General features: G+C 35.0%; 15 protein-coding genes. 9 read left to right on the top strand and 6 right to left on the bottom strand.

From position 1 onward, the window contains the following. Positions 1 to 21 precede the first annotated feature (21 nt). The gene (locus CWS01_RS12675; RefSeq protein WP_101177569.1) at positions 22 to 678 is read right to left on the bottom strand and encodes a Type 1 glutamine amidotransferase-like domain-containing protein; all 657 of its coding nucleotides are present in this window, start codon (positions 676 to 678) and stop codon (positions 22 to 24) included. A 413-nt stretch (positions 679 to 1091) separates the two neighbouring features. Between CWS01_RS12675 and CWS01_RS12670 the strand changes: the two genes are divergently transcribed. The 4 genes from CWS01_RS12670 (at position 1092) to CWS01_RS12655 (ending at position 3578) form a co-directional block, all read left to right on the top strand. Next, the gene (locus CWS01_RS12670; protein WP_101177568.1) at positions 1092 to 1388 is read left to right on the top strand and encodes a hypothetical protein; all 297 of its coding nucleotides are present in this window, start codon (positions 1092 to 1094) and stop codon (positions 1386 to 1388) included. A 73-nt stretch (positions 1389 to 1461) separates the two neighbouring features. Continuing rightward, complete coding sequence (locus CWS01_RS12665; protein ID WP_101177567.1) at positions 1462 to 1719, top strand: hypothetical protein; 258 nt, start codon at positions 1462 to 1464, stop codon at positions 1717 to 1719. A gap of 376 nt (positions 1720 to 2095) precedes the next feature. Beyond that, positions 2096 to 2599 (top strand): RNA polymerase sigma factor, encoded by a 504-nt coding sequence (locus CWS01_RS12660; protein ID WP_101177566.1) that lies wholly within the window; start codon positions 2096 to 2098, stop codon positions 2597 to 2599. Beyond that, positions 2592 to 3578, top strand: coding sequence for an anti sigma factor C-terminal domain-containing protein (locus tag CWS01_RS12655; RefSeq protein ID WP_101177565.1), 987 nt, complete (start codon positions 2592 to 2594; stop codon positions 3576 to 3578). Before CWS01_RS12660 ends, CWS01_RS12655 begins: the two co-directional genes overlap by 8 nt. 56 nt (positions 3579 to 3634) lie before the next feature. On the opposite strand, the gene CWS01_RS12650 is transcribed toward CWS01_RS12655, so the two are convergent. Further along, on the bottom strand, positions 3635 to 4609 hold the full coding sequence (locus CWS01_RS12650; protein WP_101177564.1) for a cation diffusion facilitator family transporter: 975 nt from the start codon (positions 4607 to 4609) through the stop codon (positions 3635 to 3637). A 209-nt stretch (positions 4610 to 4818) separates the two neighbouring features. Continuing rightward, positions 4819 to 4992 carry a hypothetical protein gene (locus tag CWS01_RS22665; RefSeq protein WP_168714392.1) on the bottom strand — a complete coding sequence of 58 codons (174 nt, stop codon included), beginning with the start codon at positions 4990 to 4992 and terminating at the stop codon, positions 4819 to 4821. Between the two features lie 445 nt (positions 4993 to 5437). Here CWS01_RS22665 and CWS01_RS12645 point away from each other — a divergent pair, with 445 nt between their 5' ends. After that, entirely contained in the window at positions 5438 to 7087 is a 1650-nt protein-coding gene (locus CWS01_RS12645) for a copper resistance CopC/CopD family protein (protein ID WP_101177563.1), read from the top strand. A gap of 525 nt (positions 7088 to 7612) precedes the next feature. Here the strand turns inward: CWS01_RS12645 and CWS01_RS12640 are convergent. After that, a complete protein-coding gene (locus CWS01_RS12640) occupies positions 7613 to 8185 on the bottom strand; it encodes a biotin transporter BioY (RefSeq protein WP_235852052.1) in 573 nt (190 codons plus the stop codon). A 165-nt stretch (positions 8186 to 8350) separates the two neighbouring features. Between CWS01_RS12640 and CWS01_RS12635 the strand changes: the two genes are divergently transcribed. Continuing rightward, complete coding sequence (locus CWS01_RS12635) at positions 8351 to 8680, top strand: DUF3889 domain-containing protein (RefSeq protein WP_101177600.1); 330 nt, start codon at positions 8351 to 8353, stop codon at positions 8678 to 8680. Between the two features lie 115 nt (positions 8681 to 8795). Next, entirely contained in the window at positions 8796 to 9521 is a 726-nt protein-coding gene (locus CWS01_RS12630) for an MOSC domain-containing protein (protein ID WP_101177562.1), read from the top strand. Between the two features lie 30 nt (positions 9522 to 9551). Here CWS01_RS12630 and CWS01_RS12625 read toward each other — a convergent pair whose 3' ends face one another. After that, positions 9552 to 10004, bottom strand: coding sequence for a VanZ family protein (locus CWS01_RS12625; RefSeq protein WP_157827648.1), 453 nt, complete (start codon positions 10002 to 10004; stop codon positions 9552 to 9554). Between the two features lie 272 nt (positions 10005 to 10276). On the opposite strand from CWS01_RS12625, the gene CWS01_RS12620 reads away from it, so the two are divergent. Both CWS01_RS12620 and CWS01_RS12615 read left to right on the top strand, forming a co-directional pair. Further along, complete coding sequence (locus CWS01_RS12620) at positions 10277 to 10714, top strand: MarR family winged helix-turn-helix transcriptional regulator (RefSeq protein ID WP_101177560.1); 438 nt, start codon at positions 10277 to 10279, stop codon at positions 10712 to 10714. After that, positions 10707 to 11918: an MFS transporter gene (locus tag CWS01_RS12615; protein WP_101177559.1), complete on the top strand. Its 1212-nt coding sequence runs from the start codon at positions 10707 to 10709 to the stop codon at positions 11916 to 11918. The genes CWS01_RS12620 and CWS01_RS12615 overlap by 8 nt, the downstream gene beginning before the upstream one ends. A 42-nt stretch (positions 11919 to 11960) precedes the next feature. Here the strand turns inward: CWS01_RS12615 and CWS01_RS12610 are convergent, their stop codons facing one another. Continuing rightward, a complete protein-coding gene (locus CWS01_RS12610; protein WP_101177558.1) occupies positions 11961 to 15209 on the bottom strand; it encodes a S8 family peptidase in 3249 nt (1082 codons plus the stop codon). Positions 15210 to 15224 lie beyond the last annotated feature (15 nt).

The following is a 15224-nucleotide window of genomic DNA, read 5'->3' as shown; positions in this document are numbered from 1 at the left end:
ATTAAAGTAGTGAGAATTGCTTTAGTGTATTTTTAGCAATTGCTTATTTTTAACTGTATATACGCCTTTGCCTTCGATTGTATGCATTTTTCCATTTCGAAAGTAGATTCCAGTATTTTCATCTATGCCATAATTCTGCTGTTCTCCTAATTTATTTACAGCATGCAGCAAATGGGTTTCATCCTTCCACTCAGAAAAATGTACAGCGAGCAGCAGATTTTTTAATAATCCTAATCCTTTTTTTGGCTCAAATTCGCCTTTGGGATTATCTTTTGCTGAAATAATGCAAGTTTCAGGAAAAATAAGAGCGCCTGCAGAAAATCCAGCAATAGGGATGCCTGATTCATAGCAATTTAGTAAAATCTGACTAATAGGAGTATCCACAATATAATCTCTATAAAGAGTGGTATTTCCTCCGCAAATAATAATTCCAGCGCTATTATGTAAACTGTTTTTTATTTTTTCAAGTGAAGGAGACGGCAGCGGCAAATATTCAAATGATGCTGCACCTAAATCTTTTAGCGTTTGAGTATACATAGGCATATATTGCTGCCAACCTGTTTTGCCCACACATAATATGCTTATAGGATTAGTAGATTTCAGTAGATTAATAAACTTTTTTGCATGCTGCAAAGTAAAGGGAGGTCCTCCTCCGAAAAGAAATAAATGTTGATTCATTTTAGCTCCTTGTATAATAGATTTGCTTTGTTGCTAATTTTAAGAGTAGATAGTGTTAGTTTATCAAAAACAACTTGTTAAATATATCCAATGTTTTATAATAAGTAAAAAGAAAGGGGAAGGCTGAATATTGTATTTGATCATGGGGATTCGGGCATTAATTGGAGCTGATTATTATTTTTCTAATTTGGAAAGGATTCACTAAGTTTAATGGATCGGGATGAACACAATTAAAAACATTTAATGGATAATTCTTATTTTCTATCAAGTGGAAGCAATGGATCGCTATTTTAGGAGTTTATTCTATTGGCTGGTTAAAAGGATTTATCTAAAAGTAAAAAATTTTACGCATTCAAAATAAATAAAAAGAAATGAGATAGAATAATGAAAAAAAACTATTTTTAGGAATTATATTGCTGCTGTTTTTATCTTTTGTATATATTTGGATTAATGCTAAAACAGATACTGTATCTGTAGAAATAAACACTTATACCAAACAAGAAGAAAGCAAGATGCTGACATTGACATATAATGCATTAGATCCATCTTTGCAGAATAAAATAGCAGATCAAAAACAGGGCAGTATAAGTGGTTTTAAATCTGGAAGCAAATTTCTTGTGAAACAGGTAAATTCAAGCCAGAAAAAAGACATTAAAAATCGCAGCACGATTAAAATTAGTTATTTAGCAAAAGAACCATTAAAAAAATAAATGTCTATTTAAATGTGGAAGGCAATAAGGTCATAGGGTATAGAGAAGAATAAAACATTTGGGAGGGGGTGTAATGAAAACTTTTCAAATTTTTGTGATTCTTTTGCAACTATCTGCCGCTTTTTCACTGCTTAGCTTTATAGCGGGAGTATTTTTTCATTCATGGAAATGGATGTTTGCTAGTTGTATAATAGATCTTCCAATTGCCTATTATTTTTTCGGTGCAGAAAATAACTGGAAGCTAGTTGGATATCTACCTATTTTGCTTTTTGCAGTCAGCGAGGGATTGTGGAAAAAACGAAAGCATAAACAGACTGGTGCACTTAGATGAGCAGCTTCATCTGAGTGCATCAGTCTTTTATTTATCACGCATTAACGGGCTTTTGACTCTCACCTAAGGGATGGTAAGAGAAAACGAGAAATCTAGGTGGGGGATAAACTGCCCATAAAAGCCTGATTAGTTCAACTAACAATCGGTGGTGAATGAAGAAAACCCCCACTGATTGAAGTTTCACTTTATAAAAAATATCGCTGGTTGATAATACAGCAAAAAATTTGATAAAAAAAGAGCATAAATCGATAAAAAGCATAGAAAAATTGATAAAAAAGCAGAGGGCTGGCAAAAAAAGAGCGTCGAAATAGAAAAAATACTAAAATTTTTGTAAACTTTTTCTTTTTTTATTCGTTTAGTAGGCAGGAGGGGGAAGATGGATGACTTAATAAAAGGAAAAGAACTGAATGAAGAATTGAATGTTGTTTATCGTTATCTTTGCAAAGTGGGAGTTCCAAAAGAAGATGCAAAGGATGCAGTGCAAGAAGCAGCAATAAAATATTTGATTCATTTTGATTCTATTCCTCTAAAAAAAATTAGAAGCTGGTTAATTCGAGTGGCGCTCAATTTTTATTATGACCAATATCGCAAGCAAAAGAGAATAGATCTTGATGTCAACCTGAAAAAGGTTGCGGCAGATTTTAAAGAGAATCCAGAATCTATTTATTTAGAACTGGAAAAAAATAATGATTTAAAACAGGCCATCGCAAAATTAAAGCCCGATTATCAAGAAATGCTGTTTTTAAAATATCAATTAGCGCTATCTTATGAGGAAATTGGACAAATCGTAAATAAGAGTTTAGCTTCTGTAAAAACCAATTTGTTTCGTGCAAAAAAACAATTAGCAAAAGTTTATAAGGAGGCTACTGAAAATGAGTGATAAAAAAGAACAGCAGGAAGAAATTGATTTTATCAATCAAACCTCTTTGCAGTCAGCAGTCAAAAAGTCCAAAAGAAAACAGCTGGTTAAATACATATTTATTTCGGTTATTACTACTGTTGTCAGCCTATATGTTCTTATTAATGGCAGTCAGTATTTGCTGAATAAAAAAATAGATAATGAAAATTATTTATTCGAAATGATACATGGTGCAAATATAAATCTTGAAGGTTCTTCCTATGATTATAACTTATTTAGTGTAAGAGAAGATTCTATGTATATGAAAACAATTGGCGATCGCACCATTGTATGGGACAAAACAGTAAAAACAATTCCCATTTTTGGAAAACCAAAATTAGTAGAAAGAGGCAGCGGCATGGGTGAAACTCTTTCTTTTAATAAGGAAGCCAAAAGAGTAGTCCGCTATAATTACTTTAATAATCAACGAAAACTAGATTTTTACTATCCAAAATTATCTTATGACTATTTGCCACATGAACTTGATATTGCGGCGACTCTAGATGACAATAAGCTAATTGAAGTCGGCCTTTCTTTTACCAAGCCATTATCTATTAAAGAGCTGAAAAAAAAATTAGGCTATGAAAATGTGAATTGGCTCTGGGTCGACACCAGCTATGCTGCTCAAATGGAAAAAATGACAAAAGAATTGCCAAGCGATGATTTAAAAACAAAAGGAGGGGGAGGCGCATTTGGTTTTGATGTAAATCCTGAAGTGGCATATTCTCAAGAGCAGGTGCAGTATTTTAACGAAACATTAAAGCAGCTTTATAACAAAAAAATTCATAAAAGTGAAGTAAAGGAAGCAATAAAAGGTATTAAAGAAAATACAAATTCTAATCCTTCCAACCTAAAATTTAACGGAGCGGTGGTAACTGGCACAGCAAAAGAATTACAAAGGTTTCAGCATATGGATATTATTCGTGCATCCGTTCTTGGAGCAACGATTGACAAGTATTAAGAATAAAAAACAGGAAACTCCCAGTTTCCTGTTTTTTTATTAATCAAACGTTTGTTTTATTTCTGTTCTGAAAGTGGATTTTTATTCCAATTTAATACGCCATCATCTGTATCAAATTCGATAATAACGTCAGACACGCCATTTTCTTCCATGATTTGGTCTTCGATGCGGTGGCGGATTTTATCTGCTTGTTCGACGGTTAACTGGCTGTCGATTTCAATGCTCATTTCTACATGAAAATCTTCGCCTTCTTTGTATACAGTCAGATCTTGTATATCGCGAACATCTGGATCAGCCATTGCAAGCATACCGATTCGTCCTTCCATTTCTGCGTCACTTTCTCCAATTGCACCAGCTGCATTGTCCAAGAAAACTTTTCCGACTACTATAAACATAAAGGAACCAATAATGATAGAGGCAATTCCTTCTGCTTGATGAAAAGGAGTGTAATGGGCGATGATAACAGCAATCATCGCAAGCAATCCTCCGCCTGTTGCAACAATATCTTCAAGAAATACTAGTTTTGTTGCAGGTTTTGCTCTTTTTAAGTATTGGAAGCTATGACTAAAAAGCCTCCATCCTTTTGGATCTAATCCTTGGTCGTGAACAATTTCTTTCATTGCTTTTATGAGCACATAAAATTCTAAAATAACGGCAGCTCCTAAAACAGAAATATTTAATAAAAAGCCGCTTGATTCTGTTGGGTGAAAAATATGGGCAAAACCTTCTTTGATTGTTTCATAGGACATAATGCCAACAATTAAGACTGCTCCTAATAATACTAAGTTGACAACCCGTCCAAAACCGCCGGGAAAGCGTTTAGTAGGCTGTTTTTTACTTAAAGCGGAACCGATAAATACAAAAAACTGGTTGGCAGCATCTCCTAAAGAATGCATGGTTTCTGCAAACATCGCAACATTGCCTGTAATCATATAGGCGGCTCCTTTAATAATCGCAATCAATGTATTAACAGTAGCAGCTAAAAGGGCAGATTTATTTCCATTGCGCAAAAGAATAAAAAAATCTTTCATCTTGTACCTCGTTCCTAAAATCTTGTTTTTATTATGAACCGCTATAGAGAAGATATTCAATATTTTTCGGACAATTAGGAAAACCCATAGAGAATAACTCTTCTATGGGCGCCTATTTTGTTTTCATGCTGTAAATGATTTATGTATGCTCTAGTGAAAAGAAGGACTTGGAAGCAGTCTAAAAAGGTTGTAGATAAAAAGCGGAATTTTTAAGCTAAATTGCTTTTATCCACTGCACTATTCCAATCAGGAAAGTAATGCAGAGCATGTCTCATTAAATCTGGATGGTTTTGTTTGACCTTTTTTTTAGCTAAATTTTCTCCGCGAGTCTGTAATTGAGAAATAGCGGTCATTACTTCCTCTGCAGTCATATTTACTTCCATTTTCCTACCTCCTTGCACATTTGTTTTTATTTTTACCTGGAATAGAAAGCAATATACTTACAGAAAGAAAAATAATAAAAAATATTTCTCGGGAAAGCGCAGATATTGGCAAAATACTCTCTTTTTAGACAAGGGGAGAGCAGCATAATTAGTATATTCCTATACAGATGTCAGAGTGTAGACAAAGCTTGTTTTGCTAATTTTTCAGGTTGATCAAAAATGGTTTCTTTAAAGGCATGAAGCCTTGGGAGGAGCGGAGTTACCCAGGTACATAATGAGCATCTGGGCAAGGCGAATAATAAAGAAAGCGAGCGTTTGTCGACAGCTACTTACTGTATTCCTATACGGATATGTTTTCTTCCTTTATAATGTTAGTTGTGTCGTATCTCTTACTAGCAAGAGAGTACTCCTACATAGAAATACATAAAGGAAGGTAGCGAAAGCAATGAATAAAAAACATATAGCAAGTCTGCTTCTTTTGTTTCTCAGCTTTTTTTTATTGCAAGCAAATGCATCTGCTCATGCTTATATAACAAACTCAACTCCTGTGGAAAATGAGAGTTTAGATAAAGCGCCAAAAAAAGTGGAAATCGAATTTAATGAAAAAATTCAAAGTGGGTTTACGGTGCTGAATGTTCTTAATTCAGCGGGAGAGCGTGTTGACAAAAGAGATGTTGCAATTGATAAAAAAACTCAAAAATCCATTTCTGTTACACTAAAAGACGGATTAAAAAATGATGTCTATACAGTAGAATGGCGTGTTCTTTCTGCAGATGGCCATTCTGTATCGGGAATGATTCCATTTAGTATTGGAGAGCTTCCAAAAGGGGTGACATTGCCCAAGCAGCAATATACGATTGATAAAAGCACGATGATTGCCGTAGGAATCAATAAAGCATTTTTGTATACAGGACTTTGTTTGTATGTAGGACTTCTTTTGTTTTATTTCGTTTGGTTTCGGACGGACAAACTTGCATCACCGCTCGGTTCTCGCACGAAAAAACTTGTTTATACTGCACTTAGTTTTCTAACAATAGGAATTATTACTTTTTTAATGGTGCAAACTCAAACAAATACAGGAATGAACTTTTTAGAAAGTTTGCGTCCTCGTTATCTATTGGAAACCATTGCAAGCACAAAAGAAGGTACGGTATGGATTATACAAATGCTTTTATTGCTTGTATTATGGGCTCTCCACCTTTATATGGAGCGAAAACAAAGCTATCAGATGAAAAGATATTGGATAATTCCAGGGATCTCTATTATAGGCATTATCCTTGCTAAAGCTTTTATTGGACATCCATCTAGTTCTCCATATGATACACCTGCAATTATTTTTGACTTTTTTCATTTAATAGGAGCATCGATTTGGCTAGGAGGAATACTGGTTATTGTTTTCTTGTTAAAAGAAGGAATAGTTGCAAAAAATGGTGAGGAACATGACCAGTATTGGCATACATTGCAAAACTATTCTCATTGGGCGCTGTTTAGTGTGGCGGTTCTTGCCATTTCAGGTGCAATAAATGCATCATTATTAATACCTGATTTTCATTCATTAGTTAGTACAACATATGGAGTAGTGCTGCTTATTAAGGCTGGTTTGTTTTTAGTGATGATTGGGTTTGGGGCCTATCATTTATTCAGCAGGTTATTATTATCCCGCAAAAAAATCTATAAAACCTCCATTAAAATGGAAATGTGTTTAGGCATTCTTATTCTGCTTACAACAGCAGTGTTTACGCAATTGCAGACACCAACATTGCCAATAGATAAGCCTTTTTATGGGGAAGCAGAATTAGGCTATAATGAAAATATAAGTCTGTCCATTTCTCCGAAAAAAACGGGTGTGCAAAATGAATTTGACATTAATTTGTTTACAAATGACCGCAAACCAATGGAAGATGTAGAGCAGTTATCGATTAGTTTGTCTCATGAAGGTCAAAAAACTAACTTTACATTAAAGAAAACAGCAGATGGAAAGTATAGTGGCGAAAATTTAAAGTTGAATCAGCCTGGAAAATGGGAAGCAACCGTTCATGTGTTAACAAAGGATTTTGATAGCTATGAGGCTCCTTTTAGCTTCCAAGTGAGATAACTTCTTTATGGGAAAAAGAGGACTATTTCTTGGGAAAGCGCAAGAATAGACAGTTATTTTCTTTTTCAGTCGGTTTTTGTCTATTTAAATCAAAGGAATAAAAAAGAGTAGAATCCAGTTTAAAGGATTTCTACTCTTTTTTATGGCTGTTTTCTTAAAGTTTGTTGTTTTTTACCATATAAAATAGAGAAAAAGACATAGTGGCTTGCATACAGGCCACTGAGAAAGTTAAATTAGTGGATAGAACTAGTTTGAAATTTGCTTTTAATCGATGAATGAATCCGTTTTTCGAGGCTTACCATTCGCTTTCCGGAGGGCGAGCGCCGAGCCGCTTCGTGCAAGGGTCTCGCCTGTCTCGCTAATCCCCCAGGAGTCGAATGGGAAGCCTCTTCAAACAATAGCTGTTTCCTGTAATTGCCCCTTCCATCACATACAAATATAAAATATAGTAAGTTTTTCAGCAGTCTCGCTTACATACAGGCAGCGTTTAAAAAGCAACCATCTATACGAAAACAGTCTTTTTTATTAATTGATTTTTAAACTGCTTTTTGCCATTACTGTTTTGTTTAAACGATGGCCGACAATTCCAGCAAAAATACTGACGATTACGTCTTTTACAAGGAAGACCAACATCCACGACCAAGCTAACCCATAAGTAAATCCTTCTGGGGCAGCTGCCCAAAATTTATAGGCAAAATACATCCAGTTGGTGCCGATAACATAATTTAAGATCAGACCAACAATGGCGCTAAAAATAAACATTGGCAAGGTTGCTTTTTTCTCTCTCATAAATCCAACTACATAACTGACTACAATATAAGATAAAATAAATCCAAACGTTGGAGAAAAAATAACCCGGAATCCGCCGCCAAATTGCGAAAAGATAGGCAAGCCGAGTAACCCGACAAACATATAGACAATCATCGCCATACTGCCAAGTCTTTTGCCTAACACGAGCCCTGCCAAAATAGCAAAAAAAGTCTGCAATGTTAAAGGAACACCGCCGATAATAAAAAAGTTGCCGATATTAGCTCCAATTGCTGTAAAGGCCACAAATAAAGCAATCATCGTAATTTCAATTGTTTTCCATTTTTTCACTTGTTTCACTCCTATATAAAATTATTATGTATAAATAAACTATAAATGGGAAAAAGATTTGTGTCAACTTAATTTTATAATTAGTTAACAAATGAAAGTGGGTTGTTTACATATTCTGATTTTACATGCCCATACTATTACTAAAAGAGAAGGGTGTGATAAATGATGAAAAAAACGATATCTAACCTAACTATTATGCTGTTTGCTTTTGCTTTGCTGTTTCAAGCAATTCCAGCAAACGCTCAAAATGAAGGATTGCCTTCCTATGTAAAATGGGGCAGAATTGCGATGACCAAAACACAAGAAAAATATCCAGATAGTGAAATTACCGACTATTTGCATGTAGGCAAAGAAAATAAAAATGGCAAATCTGTTGAAAAATTTAAACTGATTGTAAAAAATCAAAATAAAGAAATTGGGGTATTTGTCAATTTAACCTTTGATACAAGAACAGAGCGGTTATTGGCTGTTAATATGACGGAAGGAAGACCATAATATTTAGACTGTCCTTTTTATTATTCCGTAATGGGGAGATAAAAGGGACAGTTTTTTTCTATAAAAGGATTTTTTGCCTTTTTGTCGTATTAACATAAATAGAGGTGAATCCATTATGAAAATTGGAACAATTACAAAATTAGTTAGACATCCAGTTAAATCGTTTACAGGAGAAAGTGTAGCTTCGACAAATGTTGTGAATTATGGAATGTATGGAGATCGAAGTCATGCATTTATTGATTTAACCAATAATCAAAAACATTTGACCATTACGCAATATCCAGATATGGCTACATATAAAGCGAGGTTTACGGAAGAGGAAAGTCCAAAAAAATTGCCGTCCGTTGAAATAGTCACAAAAGATGGAAAAATATATGATTGGCAGGACCCATGCCTTTTGCAAGAATTAGAAGCAAATACAAATAGAAAGCTGACTGCCGTTCAATATGCCCCTGACTTTGTTCCATTCCCTGCTATTGAAGAAGATCATCTTCTTTTAATTAGTGAACAGTCGCTAGAGCAGCTAGAAAACAGCATTGGCGAAAGGGTGGATGAACGAAGATTTCGTGGTAATATTGTATACCAAATGGAAGCACTAGATATAACAGAAGAAGAGTTGATTGGGAAAAAAATTAAAATTGGGTCAGAAGTAATCATTCAAATAAATAAATTTTGTGAACGATGCATGATTATTACCGTTGACCCGGAGACAGGGGAAAAAAAACCTTCTATTTTAAAAAAAATTGTCAAAGAAAATAATAATCATTTTGGTTTATATGCAGCAGTTCTGCATACAGGAAAAATTAATGTTGGAGATTTTCTTCAGCTAATAGACGAATAATCCAGACTGCCTTCATTTATTGGAAGGCATTTATTGTTTTTTTACTAAAAAAGGCATAGTTAAATAAAAAAGGCAGTATCCTAAAGCGCCGCCAATTGTATTCAGCAGAATGTCATTAATATCACATATGCCAATGGCAAAGATAAACTGCAACATTTCTATGGAAAAGGATAAAAGAAAAGACATCATGATAATGGCAGAAACATTTTTTTTAGTAAAAAAAGCAGCAAAAAAACCCAATGGCAAAAAGGCTAATACATTTCCAAATAAATTGCTTGTAATAAAAGATAAGCCAAAAGAATTTAATGAGGCTACTTCCTCCAAAAGAGGCAGCAATGGGAGATAATTATATCCTCGTAAGCCATAAACAGATTGCCTGTAACCAGAAAAAAATAAAAGATAAAACAAAACAACAAGATACAGCGTAAAAAGTAAAATGGCTGGTGCTCTATATTTTCTAAGCGTAAATGCTGAGATTTTCATGCTAACCTCGATTCGTTTTCTTTTATTATACATATGCTGTATACAGAATAAAAATTTAAATTTGTTAATTCATCTTGTTTAAAAGCGATTTTATATGATATAGTTACTTAGGTAACTAATTTTGAGTGTTGAACAGATAATAGTCTTCGCTAAAGCCTCGCTTATATATGCTGCTTAAAAAATTGCTGTCAGTATTTCAGTTATTCCAAAAAAAAGGGCAAACTTATTATCAAAGAAATTGTAGGGGGAAATAGGAACAGGGAGGGAAATCTTTGCAGGATCTTCATATTTTATTTCATGGCATTCATCAATTGGCTCGAGAATTAACAAAAGAATTAAATGTGGCACTTCAACCTTTTGGGCTATACAGTTCCCAGTGGTCGGTTATTTATGTGCTAAAACAAAAAGGATCACTGACGCAAACAGAACTGTCTGATTATTTGTCAGTCGAAAAACCGCCAATGACAAGAACCATACAAAAGCTTGTAGCTGGTGGATATGTGAATCAAATCCAAGGGTCAGATAAACGCACCAAAAAAATTGAACTAACAAAAAAGGCATTGGAGATGTATCCGGTTTGGGAAGAAGCTGTTCTAGTCATGAACAAACGGCTTGTAGAGACATTCCCAAAAGAATCGCAGCAGCAGCTGACAATGCTGCTGGCAGAATGGACGGGACAGATTGCAGCAAGGGGGAAAAACAATGAGTAAGGAAGCATTATGGACAAAAGGGTTTATCAGTATTTGGATAAGTAATTTTTTTCTGTTTTTAACCTTTTATTATTTATTAGTATCATTGCCGATTTATGCAATTAATCATTTGCATGGACATCAGGCCAGTGCAGGATTGATTGTAACGATTTTTTTAATTTCGGCGATTGTCATTCGTCCATTTGCAGGTAATTTTATGCAGAAAATTGGAAAAAAACCAATATTTATTGTAGCGTTGGTGCTATTTTTAATTGGGACATTATTATATTTTCTTCCTCAATCTGTTGGCGGATTATTGCTAGTCCGCGCATTTCATGGTATTGGTTTTGGAATTGCAACAACTGCTACGGGGACAATTGTCGCTGATTTGATTCCTAATTCAAGAAGAGGAGAGGGCATGGGCTATTATTCTATGTCTATGAACTTGGCTATGGTTATCGGTCCTTTTTTAGGATTAATGGCAATCAATTCGTGGGGTGTGCAGCTATTATTTATTATTGCAAGCATTTGTGCATTGCTGTCATTAGGGACAGGAATAGCAATTAGATTGCCGAAACAGGAAAACAGACAAGTGCATGCTCATGCAAAACAGAAGCATACATTTAAATGGAGCAATATATTCGAACCGTCTGCTTTATCGATCAGTTTTGTTGCCGCCTTGTTTGGCATCGCTTATTCTTCGATTTTATCCTTCGTATCTGTTTATGCCAACGCAAAAGGATTAGCTTCTGTATCAGGTTACTTTTTTGTGGTATATGCTGTATTGATGCTGATGGCAAGACCTTTCACTGGCCGATGGTTTGACCGTTATGGAGCAAATATCATTATTTATCCTTGTATTGTATTATTTGCGGTTGGCATGTTTATTTTAAGTGGCATGCATACAGCTGGTCTCTTTTTAGTGGCTGCAGGACTAATCGGGATAGGATATGGAACCTTGTTTCCTAGTTTTCAAACGATTGCGATACAATCAGCAGAGCCGCAAAGAAGAGGACTTGCAACAGCGACTTTTTTATCCTTATTTGATTCTGGAATTGGAATAGGATCCTTTCTTGTTGGGTTTATTGGGGATAAAATTGGTTTTAGTTCTTTGTATTTTTATACAAGCATCTATATCCTGCTTGGATTAGTTGTTTATTATTTTATGTATGGAAAAAAAGTGAAACAAAATGTTGGGGAATTAGCCGAGAAAAAAGTGGGCTAATAAACAAAAGGAGAAGGAATGCTTGCATTCCTTCTCCTTTTGTTATTTTGCTTTTGTTACGGTTTTTTGTGTTGCTTTGCTTATATTTCCTGCTTTATCTTTTGCTGTAACAGATAAAACAGTCGCTGCTTTTTGTTTCGTTATTTTAATAGAATAAGAGCCGTTGCTGTCTGCTGTACCTTTAGCCAGCTCTTTGTTTTTTACTTTAATGACAATCGCTGCATTTGCTTCCGCCTTGCCTGTTACTGTTGTGGAATTTATTGTAACAGCATTTACTTTTGGAGCATTCGGCGCTGTTTTGTCTGCAACAGTGATGGTTTTTGCTTTGCTTATGTTGCCTGCTTTATCTGTTGCAGTAATCGAAAGTTTTGCATTAGCTTTTTGTTTTTTTATAGCTAGAGAATAGGATCCTTTGCTGTTTGTTTTGCCAGCAGCAACCTTTGTTTTCCCGTTTTTAATGGTAATAGTGGAATTTGCTTCTGCCTTTCCAGCTATTTTGTCGCTTTTATCGCTAATGGTGCCAACTACACTTGGCGCGCCAGGTGCTGTTTTGTCTATTACTGTTACAGAAGCTGCTTTACTTGTATTTTTAGCGCCATCTGCTGCAGTAATAGTTAGTTTTGTGCCAGCCATTTGTTTTGGAATCACAATGCTGAAGGCACCATTTGCATTTGCAGCGCCAGTTTTTAATGTTTTGTTGTTTGCTTTTACTGTAATTGTCGCATATTCTTCTGTTGTTCCAGTAATTTTAGTATCTTTGTCTGATACCGGATTTACTTTTGGTGCATTAGGTGCTTTTGTATCTTTTTGCACAGTCGTACGAATGGTAGTAGTTACTTTTACTTTATTGATTGTTTTTTCAAAGATAAGATATAAAAGACTGTCTGTTTTTTGCACAGGAATTTCGATTTTAAAATTGCCTTTGCTGTCAGCAACAGCTTTTTTAGTCGTTTTTCCGATTTTTACACTTACAGCTGTACCTTTTTCTGCAGTACCTTTAATTGTTTTTGAACTGTTATATACGGTGTTTACTTTTGCGTTAAGTTTAACTGCGCTAATTGCACTAAAAGCATTTAGTCTTCCCCAAGCAGACACTAGATCATAGCCTGGCGCTAACGCTTCGATTTCTTCGTCTTCGTAATCTAATAAATCAAGATAGCTGATTTCTTCTTCCATATATCCATCTGTTTCTGTGAATGCTACATTTTTTGTTGTGCTGATTAATGCTTTTTCCACATCTTTAGGCTTTAAGTTTGGATTGATTGACAACATAAGTCCTGCCACAGCAGCTACATGCGGTGCTGCCATAGAAGTTCCGCTATAATACGTAATATTTCCATTTGGCACTAAGCTTGGAATATTTGTGCCAGGTGCAACTAAATCAAGGCCTTCCCCGTAGTTGGAGTAGTCAGAAACAAGATCCAAGTCATTTGTTGCTCCAACGCTTGTTACATATTGACTGGAAGCAGGATATGACAGCATGGAAGAGGATTCATTTCCACTTGCTGCAACCACAGTGACATTACGTTTATTTGCATATTGAAGCATATACTCCAACACTCTGCTATAATCGCCGCCAAGGCTTAAATTGATGACTTTAGCACCTTTATCCACCGCATATTTAATTCCTTTGGCAATTTGTTCATTATCGCCCATTCCGCTTGCATCCAATACTTTTACTGGAAGAATTTTTGCGCTTGTGTTAATCCCTGCAATAGAATAATTATTATCAACACTTGCTGCAATAATGCCGCTCACATGTGTTCCATGTCCATTATCATCTGTTGCATCTTTTGTATTGGAAATATAGTTATAGCCGCTTTGTGTTTTTACCGTGTTTTTCAAATCAGCAAGTGTGCTGTCAACGCCAGTATCTACTACTGCAATTAAGGTTTCTTTTGGTTTAGTTTCTTTTGGTTTAATTGCTTTTTGCAGCTTATAGAGGCTTTCATATTGAATATCAGCGCCTTTGCTGCCGCTTGTTTGTCCACTGTTTTTAAGTGACCATTGATAGTTGCTGGAAATGTCACTTGTTGTGCCTAATGCTTTATAGGTTTTTACTGGCTCCACAAATTCAACTGCTGGATTGTTTTTAATAGAGTTGACTAAACTCGTTTTTTCTTTGGCAGAAAAGCTTTTTGTTTTGATTTCTTTGCCTAAATCCATCACAATCAATTGATCGGTGATTTTATCTGTCTGATCTAAGTCTTGAATTGTGTCGCTTTTTAAAGCTTTAGTGCCTGTTTGAAAGTTTGATAGGCTTTTGCCTTCTTTTAACTTCACAATATATTTTCCAGTTGTATTCTTGCTTGCAATTGCTTTTGTTGATGCACCTAGTTTTGAAAAAGCAGAAGAAAGGGTTTTATCTTCTAAATTGCTGATATTGATTTTTGCTTCGATTTTTTGAATTTGTTCTTTTAGTGTTTTTGGAGAAGCAGCTAAAGCTGATTCATATAAACGATTAATTGCTTTGACATCTTTACTAGTAAACGTGTATGTTGAATTCGTTCCGTTATTTAATAGTTCTGTAAAAATTGGTTTTAATTGACGCAAATCTGCCAATGTATTTGTGCGCAGTTCTTTATCAAACACCATTTTGGAACTTAAAAATGGGGAAACTTTATAATATAAAGAAGATAATTCTTTCCCGTTTACTGTTTGAGATAAAATAGAATCGCGAATAGTGCGCAAATCGCTTAGAATCGATTGTCCATCTTTTTTATCTTTAGTGCTTAATTCAACAGGACACTGTTCTAAGATTGATGCTGATTCTGCTGATGGAGCTAAAGTTGCTCCTTTTGCTTGAAGAGTAAAGGAACTGTCTATTTTATCTTCTGTATTCAATAGAACAACTGTTTCAACTTCCTCCGCTTCCTCTATTATTTCATCTGAATAATACTCTACTTTTACATAGTATGTACCATTCCAAGCTAATGGGAAGTCAATAATAGCAGGCTTTTGATCATAGCTATACGCTGTGTATTGATCAAATAGTTTGTTAAGCTTCGCGTTCTCTGCACTGGAATAGATGGATATATTCATTTCCTGTTTGGATTTTAATGTAAATTCAAGGTGAGTAAATTTTTTGATAGTGTCTGCAGTAGGTGTGATTTTAAACCATTTTACATATTCATTTGTGCCGAAACTTGCCTTTTTTGCTTGTCCAACTGTTAATGTTTCTGCTTTATCGGCTGTAGCAGCCGCAAAAACAGTGCCAGCTGTTGCAGTGCTGAATACAAATACAAACGCTAGCAAAATAGCAAATAAAGAAGTTATTTTTCTCTTTTTCATCATGTTCCCCCGTAA

Origin of the sequence: Niallia nealsonii (assembly GCF_002835805.1) — a bacterium.
GTDB lineage: Bacteria > Bacillota > Bacilli > Bacillales > Cytobacillaceae > Niallia > Niallia nealsonii.
The sequence above is the reverse complement of the archived record's forward strand: the minus strand, read 5'-3'. Positions and strand labels throughout refer to the sequence as shown.

Bases quoted from the DNA above. Each gene is read 5' to 3' on its own strand.
- CWS01_RS12675 (WP_101177569.1), bottom strand. From the start codon at position 678: ATGAATCAACATTTATTTCTTTTCGGAGGAGGACCTCCCTTTACTTTG.
- CWS01_RS12665 (WP_101177567.1), top strand. From the start codon at position 1,462: ATGAAAACTTTTCAAATTTTTGTGATTCTTTTGCAACTATCTGCCGCT.
- CWS01_RS12660 (WP_101177566.1), top strand. From the start codon at position 2,096: ATGGATGACTTAATAAAAGGAAAAGAACTGAATGAAGAATTGAATGTT.
- CWS01_RS12655 (WP_101177565.1), top strand. From the start codon at position 2,592: ATGAGTGATAAAAAAGAACAGCAGGAAGAAATTGATTTTATCAATCAA.
- CWS01_RS12650 (WP_101177564.1), bottom strand. From the start codon at position 4,609: ATGAAAGATTTTTTTATTCTTTTGCGCAATGGAAATAAATCTGCCCTT.
- CWS01_RS22665 (WP_168714392.1), bottom strand. From the start codon at position 4,992: ATGGAAGTAAATATGACTGCAGAGGAAGTAATGACCGCTATTTCTCAA.
- CWS01_RS12645 (WP_101177563.1), top strand. From the start codon at position 5,438: ATGAATAAAAAACATATAGCAAGTCTGCTTCTTTTGTTTCTCAGCTTT.
- CWS01_RS12635 (WP_101177600.1), top strand. From the start codon at position 8,351: ATGAAAAAAACGATATCTAACCTAACTATTATGCTGTTTGCTTTTGCT.
- CWS01_RS12630 (WP_101177562.1), top strand. From the start codon at position 8,796: ATGAAAATTGGAACAATTACAAAATTAGTTAGACATCCAGTTAAATCG.
- CWS01_RS12625 (WP_157827648.1), bottom strand. From the start codon at position 10,004: ATGAAAATCTCAGCATTTACGCTTAGAAAATATAGAGCACCAGCCATT.
- CWS01_RS12615 (WP_101177559.1), top strand. From the start codon at position 10,707: ATGAGTAAGGAAGCATTATGGACAAAAGGGTTTATCAGTATTTGGATA.
- CWS01_RS12610 (WP_101177558.1), bottom strand. From the start codon at position 15,209: ATGAAAAAGAGAAAAATAACTTCTTTATTTGCTATTTTGCTAGCGTTT.